This window comes from Paenibacillus sp. MSJ-34, assembly GCF_018918005.1.
GTDB lineage: Bacteria > Bacillota > Bacilli > Paenibacillales > Paenibacillaceae > MSJ-34.
On the sequence record NZ_JAHLPR010000030.1, the window covers coordinates 72,647 to 85,340 of the forward strand.

The 12,694-nt window shown below is 51.0% G+C and carries 10 protein-coding genes; all 10 read left to right on the top strand.

Annotated elements, in window-relative coordinates:
* The first annotated feature begins 34 nt into the window (after positions 1-34).
* Positions 35-883: a CpaE/TadZ family protein gene (locus KQI79_RS16175; protein WP_216539274.1), complete on the top strand. Its 849-nt coding sequence runs from the start codon at positions 35-37 to the stop codon at positions 881-883.
* Positions 880-2,748 carry a P-loop NTPase family protein gene (locus KQI79_RS16180; RefSeq protein ID WP_216539275.1) on the top strand — a complete coding sequence of 623 codons (1,869 nt, stop codon included), beginning with the start codon at positions 880-882 and terminating at the stop codon, positions 2,746-2,748. The genes KQI79_RS16175 and KQI79_RS16180 overlap by 4 nt, the downstream gene beginning before the upstream one ends.
* A complete protein-coding gene (locus KQI79_RS16185; protein ID WP_216539276.1) occupies positions 2,738-4,801 on the top strand; it encodes a hypothetical protein in 2,064 nt (687 codons plus the stop codon). The genes KQI79_RS16180 and KQI79_RS16185 overlap by 11 nt, the downstream gene beginning before the upstream one ends.
* Positions 4,802-4,873: 72 nt before the next feature.
* Positions 4,874-5,353: a hypothetical protein gene (locus tag KQI79_RS16190; protein WP_054819771.1), complete on the top strand. Its 480-nt coding sequence runs from the start codon at positions 4,874-4,876 to the stop codon at positions 5,351-5,353.
* A gap of 72 nt (positions 5,354-5,425) precedes the next feature.
* Positions 5,426-5,815, top strand: coding sequence for a hypothetical protein (locus tag KQI79_RS16195; protein WP_216539277.1), 390 nt, complete (start codon positions 5,426-5,428; stop codon positions 5,813-5,815).
* A 10-nt stretch (positions 5,816-5,825) separates the two neighbouring features.
* Complete coding sequence (locus KQI79_RS16200; RefSeq protein ID WP_216539278.1) at positions 5,826-6,374, top strand: hypothetical protein; 549 nt, start codon at positions 5,826-5,828, stop codon at positions 6,372-6,374.
* Positions 6,361-7,338, top strand: coding sequence for a hypothetical protein (locus tag KQI79_RS16205; RefSeq protein WP_216539279.1), 978 nt, complete (start codon positions 6,361-6,363; stop codon positions 7,336-7,338). Before KQI79_RS16200 ends, KQI79_RS16205 begins: the two co-directional genes overlap by 14 nt.
* Before the next feature lie 101 nt (positions 7,339-7,439).
* Complete coding sequence (locus KQI79_RS16210) at positions 7,440-8,531, top strand: copper amine oxidase N-terminal domain-containing protein (protein WP_253298197.1); 1,092 nt, start codon at positions 7,440-7,442, stop codon at positions 8,529-8,531.
* Between the two features lie 3 nt (positions 8,532-8,534).
* Positions 8,535-12,047, top strand: coding sequence for a DUF5704 domain-containing protein (locus KQI79_RS16215; protein WP_216539281.1), 3,513 nt, complete (start codon positions 8,535-8,537; stop codon positions 12,045-12,047).
* A 62-nt stretch (positions 12,048-12,109) separates the two neighbouring features.
* Positions 12,110-12,604, top strand: a complete 495-nt coding sequence (locus KQI79_RS16220) for a hypothetical protein (protein ID WP_216539282.1) — start codon at positions 12,110-12,112, stop codon at positions 12,602-12,604.
* Positions 12,605-12,694 lie beyond the last annotated feature (90 nt).

A 12,694-nucleotide genomic window follows, 5' to 3' on the forward strand; every position in this document is an offset into this window, starting at 1 on the left:
CTGATCAAAATGATTGAGAAAAGGAGGGGACACGGTGACGGGACATACAATCGTGTTTTGGAGTCCGGTATCGGGAACCGGGACAACGAGCAATCTGGCAGCGACTGCCTCGGTCATGGGACTGGAGTGTTCGGCACATATGTTGCTGCTGGGTCATTGTGAAAGTCACGATATCGCCTTGAAGCAATGCTTTTATCAAACGCATGCCTCTCGGGAGATGGACATGGATGTCTCAGTCAATATGGGTGTAGATGCGTTATTGCGACTGCTGCAAAACCGAAAATTGCAACCCAACATGATTCGGGATTACACGCTGCCTTTGTTAAAGGACAGGCTCGACTTGCTGCCGGGTTCAAGCAAGCCGGATGATCGTTTTATTGACATGGCCACGCCTTGGATGGAACCGCTGCTAAGCATGGCGAAACGGATGTATGATCTTGTGTTTGTGGATGGCGGCAGCGGAAATTCATCGGAATGGACCAACGGTTTACTGCGGCTGGCGGATGTGCTGGTGGTGTGCCTCCCGCAAAATCGGTTGGCTGTCCATCGTTTTTTTCGGATGGATGAACTTCAAGCGATGCTCGCAACTAAAAAGCATGTGCTCGTGTTCGGAAAATATGATCGGTACTCATCTTTGACCCATAAAAATTTGTTGCGTCCTTATGGACGGCATTTGCGAGTATATTTGGTCAGTTACAATACACGGTGGTTGGATGATGGACAAAACGGGCAGGCGATTTCTTACATGTATCGCAATCGGCAAGTGCCGCGGGAACATGAAAACTATCTGTTCATGCGAGACGTGCGGGCGTTGGCACTTGCGTTGATTGAACAAACGGGCTTGCACAATGCCTTTTTCGGCGGGAAGGAGACCCCGATATGATGGGCGCGTTACATGGTCTGTTGATCGGAGGCATTGTCTTAATAGGCGTATTGTTCCTGTATTTGCGCATGAGCCGAACCTTGCCGGAACGCCAGCAGGAAGCGCCAGTGTACACGTTGAAGGCGATGGAAGAATACGTCAAAAGAGCACTGCATGGCGTGATAAGCGCCAACCTGACGGATTACGGTCTATCAGAAGAAGAGTACCGGCGACGGAAAAACAAGCGGGCCGAGATGAAAAAAGCGCTGCGTGGATGCACGTCTGGCGATCTGCGTGACAAAATGTATGTCAAGCAATATATAACCGATTTGCTTGCACAGCACTATACGTTGGATCATGAACATCTGAACCGGTTGATCCCGTTTGATTGCCCTGAATCGTTGTCGCATCAGGATCGGTTTGACATCTTGCTTCATGTATACAAAAAACGTCACGGCTATCATGCGCTTAGCGAACTCATACGCCGCTATGATCTGGATCGGCCCAAGCCGGATGCCCATGAAGAACAGGAGCTGTCTTACCGTATTACGTCTGAGGAGATCGGCGAGATTTATGAACAAGAGGACGTCCGGCTATCGGAAGAGGATAAACTGCAAATCGTGGTGCAGCGCATTTACCAGCACTACAAAGGCTTTAGTGTCGTGGACGAACTGCGCGATATGCGCATTGACGGCGTGTCCGGCGGAGTTTCCGGTTTGCCGCCTTCCGTATGGGAAGAAACTTGGGATTGGGACGGGGATGTTCAACTCGGCGAAGTGCCGCGCGCGCATGACAGTGTGTGGGTTTTTTATGAAGGGAAATCCATCCACCTTAGTTTCCTCTCCTTTGGATCGGAACTGGAACTGCGGCGCGTATGCCAAAACATCTACAAGCATAATTTTCCCGGCCAGTTGTCCGAAACGACCGGATACAAGGTGAATGAAATGGCCGACGGTTCTCGTGTCGTGGTGCTGCGCCCCCGATTTGCCGAGTCGTGGGCTTTTTTTGTGCGCAAGTTTGATGTGCAAAATGCCACTTTGGAACAGCTGATTCGCGATGAACATGCGGAACTGCCGATTGCCCTGATTCGCTATCTTGTGATGGGAGAGCGCATTACGGCGATAACTGGCGCGCAAGGCAGCGGGAAAACGACGCTGCTTATGGCCATGGTGCGTCATATATCCGCCCTGCTCCCGATTCGCGTTCAGGAGATGAGCTTTGAACTGCAACTGCGTAAAATTTATCCGAATCGCAATATTCTCAGCCTTCGGGAAACCGAAACGATCTCCGGTCAGGCTGGGCTGGACATACAGAAAAAAACGGACGGCTCGGTCAACATTTTGGGTGAGGTGGCGACCGATCCGGTAGCGGCCTGGATGATCCAAATGGCGCAAGTGGCTTCGTTTTTTACATTGTTTACCCACCACGCCAAAACGTTTCGCGATTTGGTGTTGTCCTTGCGCAATTCATTGCTCAAAACCGGCGTGTTTACCAATGAACAGGTGGCAGAACAGCAAGTGGTCAGCGTCATCAACTTTGATATTCATTTAAAACGGGATGCGGACGGTCGCCGCTATATCGAGCGCATCACGGAATGCGTACCGCTTGCACAGGAAATGCCTTACCGGACAGACTTTCGCGAGAAAAAGACGCTGGATGAGAAGATGGATGCGTTTATGGAGACGGTGACGGACTACTTCCATCGCTCCACGGATCGGAAACTGTATGAAGCGCGAAATGTCATTGAATATCGGGACGGCCGTTATGTTGCGGTTCATCCGTTGTCCGAACAAAGCCGCAAAGAGATTGCCGAGCGGCTTGCCGGTCCGGACCAGGCAGCTTTCGAGGCGTTTTTGTGTAATTGGGGGGATAGCGATGAATCTTGAGTGGCTTTCCCTGTTGCTTGGCGGAGTGACGCTGTTGTTTCTAGCAGCGGTCATAGCGTTTCAATTTTTGTCCCGCTATGGGGAAGCCGGGGCAGCACGAAAATATGAAGCCTTGCGTCAACCTGCCAAAACGAGCAACAAGCAGGCATTGCACAACGGCATGCAGCAACTCTATACCCTCTGCTCTCGTGTGCCGCTCTTGCGTACCTACCTGCACTTCATCCGCCGTCGCATGGTCATTCTCCACTTGGGCGATGAGTGGAAGCTGCGTCTGGAGACGATGCGGACGGCGCTTTGGCTCTGGGGCATGTTGCTTGCAGCGGCTGTGCCGATCACGCTTTGGGTGCGCGATGTATTTACACTTGTCATGCTGATGATTGGCGGTTGGGTTTGCCACGGCATGTTAACAGACGTATTCGTACAACGGTTGGAAATGCGATTGTTGCGTCAGCTACGCCAGTTTTTCGGGGATGTCCGTCATCATTATCACCGACACGGAATGGTAGAAGAAGCGATTTACGAAGCGACGGATGAAGCGCCGTATGAAATGACTTTGCACGGCCAGGAAATCGTTGAAGTGTTGACCGACAGCCACGCGGAAGAACGACTGGAACAATACTTGGAAGCGGCTCCGAACCGTTATTTGAAAGGTTTGGCCGGATTGTCGTATCTGGTGAAGGAATACGGAGACAAACAAACGGATAGCGGATCATTGTATTTGAAGGCATTGGGAAAATTGGCCGGTGAATTAAACTTTGAACTGTTGCGCCGGGAACGCCTTGGTTTTTTGTTGCATGGGCTGTCCGTTATTGCCCTGCTTCCGCTCTTGTTTACCCGTCCGATTGAAGCATGGGCCAGCTATTATTTTTCGGCGATGGACGCCTTTTACAGCAGTGTGATGGGTTGGAGCATAAAGCTCGCCTTGATGGGGGTCGTTTGGCTCTCCTATGTTCTGCTTCGTCATATTCAGAGCTTGGAGACCTCGCCGAAAATCACCAACCGAAAGAGATGGGAGAAATGGGCGCACGGCCGGGGCTGGATGCGTTGGCTCGTTCACCGTTTGGGTCCTGCTCCTGGCTCAAGGGAAGCGGAACGGATGGTGAAGCTGCTGAAAGAAACGGCTTCTCCTTTGCGGTTGGAATGGTTTTATGTCCAGCGAATCGTGGCGGGAAGCATGGCTTTTCTTGCAGCAATGGGACTATTCATAGCTTTGCCTTATGCGGATCGGCATCAAGTGCTGTACGCGCCAATGTATGCTGATACGCTGTTTGGTCAAGCGACGCCTGAGGAGCAGGAAAAAGCGCTGGAAGCAGCCGTGCTGGATCGGAGAATCATCGATCAAGTAAAGGGGGTGAGGCCTACAGAGGAGTCGCTCTTGGAGCTGTTGAGAATGGAGACTGGAGGAGAACGTTTGGATGAAGCGCTTCGCGCGGATACACAGCGCATTATGGGCAAGTTGGAGAAACTCGACAGGCAATACGTCAAATGGTGGCAAGCACTATTGACCGTTTTGGCGGGCTGGGTCGGCTACTGGGCGCCGGTCGGCATTCGCCTGTTCCAGCGCAAGATGCGGCAAATGGAAATGAAGCATGAAGTGGATCAATTGCAGGCGGTCATTGCGATACTGGCCGATATGGATCGCATGTCGGTAGAGCATTTGCTGATTTGGATGGAGCAGTTCGCCCGCGTGTTCGAAGAGCCGCTGCAAACATGCCTGCTCCATTTTGATCAAGGCGCTGAACAGGCGCTGGAGCAGCTCAAGGAGGATGCGCCTTTTCAGCCATTCGTGCGCATGGTGGAAAAGCTGGAACTGGCGGCAAGCACGCTGCCGATTCGAAAAGCGTTTGATGATTTGGAGTCCGAGTACGTGTATGCACAGGAAGAACGCAAGCAGGAGTACGAACGATTGATTGAGCACAAGGCGGGCTGGGGCAGAATGATCGGGTTCGCACCAATGATGGCGCTCATTTTCGGTTATCTGGTCATTCCGCTCATTGTTGTCAGCTTGAACCAAATGTCGGTGTACTACGAGCAATTGCAACGCATTCAATGATTCACCCTTAGCGGTGCTTTCCATGTTGGAAAGGACCGTTTTTTATTTCTACATTTAAAGGAGAGATCGACCATGTCCAATGCACAAAAGGCGCTGGTAATGGCGGCGGGCATTTTCCTCGCAATTGCGCTCATTACCCTCGCCGTCGTGTTGTTTATTTCCGCACAAGATTCAACAAAAGCAGCTCAAAGCAATTTTAGCAATATCCAAACGGAATTATCTCAGACGGCCTTTACGGTGTATGACAACACCACACTTTCGGGCAGCCAAGTCGTCAATGCTCTGCGCAAGTTTTCGGATCAGGAGCAGTTTGGCATTCAAATTATCACCGGGAAAAACCCGACCGGACAGTGGTATGGCAAAGTCATCAACATTGGCGTTCCAATGGACAGCATCACATATGGATCGGTCGTTGGCGATGCGCCTGGACGTCTGGAGCATACCGTCGATGAAGCCAATGTGAACTATGTCAATCCAAGCGGAAAGTTTCAGGCGAAATTGGTGCTGGATCGCAGCAACGTCATTCGCGGGATCGTGTTCCGCCAACAATAAGGCACGAAAACGAAATGAAGCCAAGGGGTGTCCGTCTAGCTGGCGCCCCCTTTTGCTGAAAGGAGGAAGCCATTGGATTACACGACTCGAACGATGTTGGAGATGAGTGCATCCTGTCTCCTGTTTTTGATCGCCGTGGTTAGCGGGCTATGGCTGTTTCAAAACGGCGCGACGCTTGCCGATTCGGCTTATTTCTCCGGTATGACGCAGGACCGGACCATCCGGCAAACGTTGTCTCCCTTGTCCGGTGATGGCAGTATGTCGGGAACCGAAATGTTTCAGGCCATCGCGCGGTTGGAAGAAGGAGAAGCGGAAATCGTGGTGGATGGCGTCCGATACGCATCACCGGTGAACCGGGAGCAATGGTTTTCAGACAGAATCCAACTCCATGGCCGCTACAGCGTCTCGTACGAACGTGACACGGACGGGCGGCTGTTGCGCCTGGTAGTCGTCACACGTTGAGGAGAATGCCATGAACAGTTATATCAAAGTGTTTGCGATACTGCTTGCCGTACTGCTGCTTTACATCTACCCGATTTACACAGCGTTCCAGCAGCAGGATGATATTTCAGAATTAGTCGTCCTGCGGGCGACAACGGCTTTTGTGGATGCGGTACGTGACAAAGGATATATTTCACCGACCATGTACACCGATTTCAGACAGGCCATTGAGGCGACGGGCCTTGATTTCGATGTGCAGATGGAACATGAAAGCAAGAAATATGTGCCGGTATATGACGATCCGACCAGGCCGGAAACGTTCCAGGGCACGTATGAAGTGCATTACGATGCGTTTTACAACGCTCAAATCTTGCCGGTGCTGTTTCCCGGTAGCTCTGCCCCCAGAGACGACCCGTCAAGAAGGTACAAACTGCGGGTGGGCGATACGTTCACCGTCACGGTCAATAACGTGAGCCGTACGCCCGGCACGGTCTTGTTTGATTTTCTGAACAGCACCGTCAGCCCGAACGATAAAATATTCATTCCTTATGGCGGGGTGGTACGCAATGAAGTGGATTGAATGGGCTGTCGTCGGCGTGCTGATCTTTTTCCCGTTTGCCACGATCAATCAGATTGACGTGGAACTAATGCGTCAAACGATGCTGCTCGAGCTGCGTTATGACGCTGCCTTGGATGCAGCGGTGGATGCGGCGGCACAAGCACTCATCACCAATGCTGATCAGCAGCATGAGTCACGCTACGAGTCGGTCAAGCGAGTGGCGGTCAACAGGGAGGAAGCGCTCACGGCGTTTTACCGGACGTTGTACGCCAATTTCGGCATATCCGGCGATCCGGTTGCGCAAGGGGTTTTGAACCGTTACATTCCGGTGATTGTCGTCATTGGATACGATGGGTTTTATGTTTATGCCGAGGATGAATGGACAGATCGTAACGGCCAAACGGTCATGGCACCGGCTTGGGGAACCAAACGGCCGTATGCGTATACCGATTCAAGCGGCAACAGCTATTCCTTTACGTTGGACGAACAAGTGCTGGTGTATGCCGCGGCGACTCGCAGTTGGCATGAAGGTTTTCGCAGGGACATTCAGGCGGAGGCCAACATTCCGTTGTTACGAGATGCGGCGTTATTTAATGAAGTGCGGCGCAGCACCATCGTGGGCGCAATACAAGATGAGCTGTCCTATCGGATCAACAAGCATAACGAGGTCGCCCTTCGAAATGGTCTTTCCTATACGTTTACACTGCCGTCCATCCCGCTAGAGGAATGGCACAACACGATTGCCGATGTGGGCGTTGTGGCTTTTATGCAGGGAATTCCGATGGGACGCAAGGAATATAACAACTACGCACTGGGCGGCAGCCGCGTAATGAAGCAAACGGAGATTGTAGGAGCGATGAAAGACAATATGAAAGTATATTATCGCAGAAGCTGTCCGTACTCCTATCCGATAGAAGAAACGTTCGCAAGCGAAAAAACGGCGGCGCAACAGGGATATATGCCGCTTTCTTGTTCTTCTTTCTAAGGGTGGACAGTCTGATTCATGCACATTATGCTAGTAGTAACGTACAACCAGTCCAGTCAGGATTACTTGAATAAGAGGTGAAATGAGTGAAGAAATGATTTATGGCCATGACGATTGCCGTCCTGGTTAGCAGCTTGTTCGGGGTTACGGCAAGTGCTGCCAGTCTTCCTCCTGCGTTTGTAAGCGTGGTGCTGGACGGCAAGAAAATATGGTTTCCCGATGCCCAAGCTTATGTTGATGAGAACCAGCGGACATTAGTGCCGGTTCGCTTTGTCACAGAGTCGCTCGGTGCCAAGGTTGGCTGGGAAGCTCCGAGCCAATCGGTACCGATTGAACGGGACGGCCAGCAGATTCGACTGCAAATCGGTTCAAATATTGCGCTTGTCAATGGACAAGAGGTCGCTTTAGATACGCAAGTGGTAACCAAGGACGGCCGGACGTTTGTGCCGCTGCGTTTTGTCAGCGAGGTGCTGGGCGCAGAGGTGGAATGGGACGGCAGTACGTCAACGGTGACAATTCACACGAAGGACATCTCTGAGAGCGACACGGATAAATGGGGCCGCTTGCTCCGCACGACGGATCTTCCGAAAAATGCGGCGGACTATCCCTACATTTTGGCCGATGTTCCTAATGAGATGTACGAGATGAAATATCCTTATGCGCGTCCAGATGGCAGCAAAGTGTCTTCCGAACTATACGCAACGATTCCCGAATACAACAAGAAGAACGTAGACATCTGGATGGGACACTTAAAAGCGTTTGGCGCTTTGTTGTTAAATGTGGATTACCGCACGATTGATGATACGTGGGCGCAGGGGATGTTTGCAACGAAGATGCAAAACTCGAACGCAGAATTGAGATATATTCGTGAATACGTGGATTGGGTGAAGGAAAACCAAATTCACATTATGGGTTATCTGGACCCGGAACCGTCCATGATTTTTTATGACGGGTTTGGAGCGGATTATATTCGCGTCAAGTTTCGGGTTCAATTCCTCTCGTTTAAACAACATGAACGGTTGATTTATGATAACTGGTTTCCGCAGGAAACAGATTTTGAGAAGAATGTGTGGTATGAAGGGTACGCCGACATCAAAATGGTCACCAATGTCGGCGGCAATTGGGGAAGCACGTTGAAAGTCTCGCCAACGGCCAGCTTGTTTTTCAACCACACGATTTCAAAGGTGGAATGATCGGTGAACAATAGAAAACTTTATCAACGAGTACTGTGCATGCTGCTGGCATGCATTTTTTTTATGCCTATATTTGCAGTTCAGGAAGCGAAGGCTGGACCGCCTCAAGTGATTATCCGTGACGGCAAGATTCAATTCGAAATTACCAGCACGGCGGCGAGCACTTCGATTCGGTATCGGACGGTGGGCTGGGTGGTGACCCGGGAGCAAGTTTGCAGCACAACATCGCCCAAACAATGCGCTGACTCGCGCAGCAGGCCGCATGCCTTGTTTATGAATCAGGAAGTACGACAAATCGGGCAGCATCCCGATCCTCCTGTACCGGGGCAACCGTTGACATCATACTACGAAATCCCCGAAGAAATCGTGACGCAGCGCCTCTGGCAAGCAGGAATGGAAGGCATTCAGAACAATGACGATCTTTACTTTTATGCTGTGATGGTATCGGTCAATGCGGACGGCTCGGTGCGGAAAGGTCCGTTTTATACGTTGTCCGGGATCAAACAAGCGGAAGGCTGGAGATTTCCGGACGATCTGGATGATTACTTTGGCTTGCATATTCCATATCGTAGTGCGGAATTCCCGGTGGACGTTATCGCTAAAACAGTAGACGGACGGGTGATTGACCGACCGGATGTGACATTTGAAAAAGGAAAGTTCGAGATCGGGGAAACGATCATTCATGAATTTCCGGCGGTGATCGAAGACAATGGAAAAACGTATACCATCGCTCGCTCCTATATATCACCGAAGCAAGACCCGTCACGAAAAACATGGGTGCAGGAAAACCCGGAAACGAACGAAAAAGTGCGCATTCGCAGCTTTACGGTCGCGCTGGGCGGAACGAATCTGATCGCCGAATACCATGAGGAAAATACGGTGAAGGCGATTTATATGACAGAAGGCGGCCAAGTTCTGAAAGAGGTGGATAAAGGCGAACATGCGACCGGAGATGAAGTGAATCACACGTTTGAAGCCACGCTCACCAAAGACGGGCAGACGTATGAAATCATCCGGTCTTATATCACGAACAATAACAAACCCGACGAAAAATTATTTATTCAGGAAAAAGGAGATAGCAAGTTGCTGGATCGGTCCATCTTTGTCGGTTCTGGAGGCTCCAATTTTATCGGGGTATACAAAGGGGGAAATGGCGATACGGATGACGAAACAGAGCCTGGAGCTGTCAAGGAAAACGAAGTGATGAATCCCGATGCTTCGGCTGTGATCCGGGCGGATACTCGCGGTGCGGAACGCTTCGACGTGCTTCAAGGCATCCCGACATCGGAGAGTCTTTATGTTCAAGCGAATGCCAAAGCGTATTTGTACCGAAACAAATTTACGGAAATCAAAGGGACGAAGACGTACCCGATTACCGTTAGTCGAACATACACGCTGCGCTGGACGGAATACGTTTCCGGTCCCCCGGACAGCGAAGGCAATCCAACCAGAGTGCCTGTTTCACGCTCGGATACGCAAACCGTAACGAAAAGCTATACCGTGGAGCGCAAGTACAGCTACTGGCTCATTGATCGTCTGGAGGTATACGGCTTGCAAAAAGCAGAGGTTTCCAACTACGCGTTACCCAGCGGACAAGTTACCTTGAAGCCGAACGGCTACGCGCAGCCAAGGGTCTCGGTTTCTCACGACGCTTCCCGTGAGGCCCACATCACCGATCCTTTCTATCAAAATGTGTCGTTGCCCGGTCAAACGATTCAAGGAGGTTCCAGTCGCCCGTCAGTTCCTAATGAGGATTGGACCAACGAAGCGGAACAGGCTGTCGGAAAAATCAAAGTGAAAAATGACTCACTGATCTTTAACGGGCAAACGATTATGGACAACCGGATCACGGAAGAAACCGCCCCGCCCCCAAGGGAGATACCGACTCCGCCCGAGATCGGACAAAATGTTCTGTATAGCAACGGTTTGTTGATCGATGCCAGCAAAAGCAACAAGGCCGAACAGCCAAGCTCCGGCACGATCTTCTATGCACTCATCGAAGGAATTGGAGGCGGCCAGAACCAAAGCTATCCCATTGATGGCATTAATCCGGTGACGGTGCATACGCCGGTCGTCAACCAGGCTTCCGTATCTGACGATCAGGCGCATAATCAAAAAACGCAGCCGACCGTAGGGAGAGCCGCGCTTATTCTGGATCGTCCATTTACGATCACCATCCCAACCAATGGAGCGCATCGGGATATAAAGGGTTACGGCAACCGCGACTATGCCCAATATATGCGCGACAAGCAAGTATGGTTTCCGTTTGACGTGTACAAAGCGGATCGGAAAACGCTGATCCCGAAAGAAACGTGGACGTCGATCCCGGTCGGTCAGATTCAGACAACGTTTTATTTACCTGTTTGGGTGGACGAGGGCAATTACGATGTACTATTCCGAACCATTGCTGAAAATAGTCCTCCCTCCTTTACGTCACAAATGAACGCCAACTTAGACTTGACGCACCATGTAGCCACACAGGTTGTGCCGGTTGAAGTGATCGGCCGTGTCTATGATTTCCGCATCACAGACATTGCCGACTTTAATTGGGAGACCGTATTTCGCAGAGAACGAGGAAGTGCAACGCCGACTGGCAACGCTTATTGGGTGGGTACGAAGGGCATCGACGGCGCAGCACGGGGTAATCAGCCTCCTTACGTGTTGCCGATTCGACCGGGGAGCCATCCGGATGCCGGTAAGAAAAACGTGGCTGTCAAAACCGGCTACCATATTAAATTTGAATTGAAGAGTATGGGCAATATGTTCGGTTCGGCCGATGGGATCAAGATTACGCCGACCTTCTTCTTTGTAGACAGCAAGGGCAAGAACCGGCAAGAGGTGGACTTGTACTATCATTCGGGGAATAAACGGTTTATTCGTATCGGCTCCAGTGCAGATGTGGAGCGGCGTCATGTGACGCTGGACACCCGCTTGCGCAATATGTCCCAACAGGAACTGACGAACACGGCATCTTCCCTTTGGTCGCTGAACGGTGCGTCTGTCAACCGGCAAACGTTTATTCAGCAGTTTTTGAAAGATGCACAGCAGCCCGTTTACGTGGGCGGATATGATGTCATGTTGCTCCCGCCACGGCTTCGGACATTTATCGGCAGTATGGAAGTTCCTTCCGGCATTGACGTTTCGCGTACCCATGCTTCGGTGCAGCGATGGGTTGGCGAATACAGTCTACCTGCCGCACCGTATGTCGTCCCCAAAGGATTCAACTTGGCCGAGTACGGACGCACCAATCGGCTGGACGATAAGTCGCCTATCTTTTTGCGGGACGGGTACATCATTGTCAATTTCAATATCGAAACGATTCGCAATCAGCAGGTGAATCAGCCGCATTTGCAGTATATCCACGCACCGCTCAGCAATCAATGGAGACGAGAAGGGTTTCAGCATCGCTTTGTCGACCCGCATGGAGCCACGTTTAGTTTGCAGGACGGCGATGTAGTGTTTTATCATGCCAACCTGTCTTCTTATGATGACTTTGGAACAGGAGGTACCCATTAAATTCACCAGCCGGGAGGAAGAAAAAACGGAACAGCAACGTTAGCGGAAACGGAGGTTCGGGGATGTTTGGCGAACTTCAACCGATAGCACCGGAAGAGACAGCTTACTTCTATTATTCAGTAACCGCGACTCAAAGCAAGGAACTCAGCTATATCGGTCATTTGCGAGGAGATTTCGGCACTGATGACGATCAGTTTTGGATGTCATGGTCGGATCATGCCGGGGAACGGAGGACGCTTGCCTTTCGCGAGGAATTGGCGGCACTTGTGCAACATTTGCAATGGCAAGGAATTTTGCTCAATTTGAATGAGATGCGAGCCTATTGCAGACGGCACCCGGAAGCACGTATCCCCGGCGCATGGCATTCCGATGTTTGTGGTTTCTGTTTACAAACCACTCACTATCGCTATTATATTCGCTGCGTCCCCCATCTTGGCGATTACAACTTCTATATCTACTGCTATCGCAAGAATCACTTGCTTGGACGATCTGTTCAGCAAAACCAGAACGGCGCGGTAAACCTTGTGAAGTCCAGCGGTAAGATGTCAAGCCCCTGATTCATGAGAATTGGAAATTTACTTTAAGGAACAGGTCAATGAGTCAGGAAAAAAGACAACACCAAACTAAACCCAGTTCAAAAATCGAGT

Excerpts from the sequence above, each read along its gene's own strand:
- KQI79_RS16205 (WP_216539279.1), top strand. The coding sequence starts at position 6,361 with ATGAAGTGGATTGAATGGGCTGTCGTCGGCGTGCTGATCTTTTTCCCG.
- KQI79_RS16180 (WP_216539275.1), top strand. The coding sequence starts at position 880 with ATGATGGGCGCGTTACATGGTCTGTTGATCGGAGGCATTGTCTTAATA.
- KQI79_RS16200 (WP_216539278.1), top strand. The coding sequence starts at position 5,826 with ATGAACAGTTATATCAAAGTGTTTGCGATACTGCTTGCCGTACTGCTG.
- KQI79_RS16210 (WP_253298197.1), top strand. The coding sequence starts at position 7,440 with ATGGCCATGACGATTGCCGTCCTGGTTAGCAGCTTGTTCGGGGTTACG.
- KQI79_RS16190 (WP_054819771.1), top strand. The coding sequence starts at position 4,874 with ATGTCCAATGCACAAAAGGCGCTGGTAATGGCGGCGGGCATTTTCCTC.
- KQI79_RS16185 (WP_216539276.1), top strand. The coding sequence starts at position 2,738 with ATGAATCTTGAGTGGCTTTCCCTGTTGCTTGGCGGAGTGACGCTGTTG.
- KQI79_RS16220 (WP_216539282.1), top strand. The coding sequence starts at position 12,110 with ATGTTTGGCGAACTTCAACCGATAGCACCGGAAGAGACAGCTTACTTC.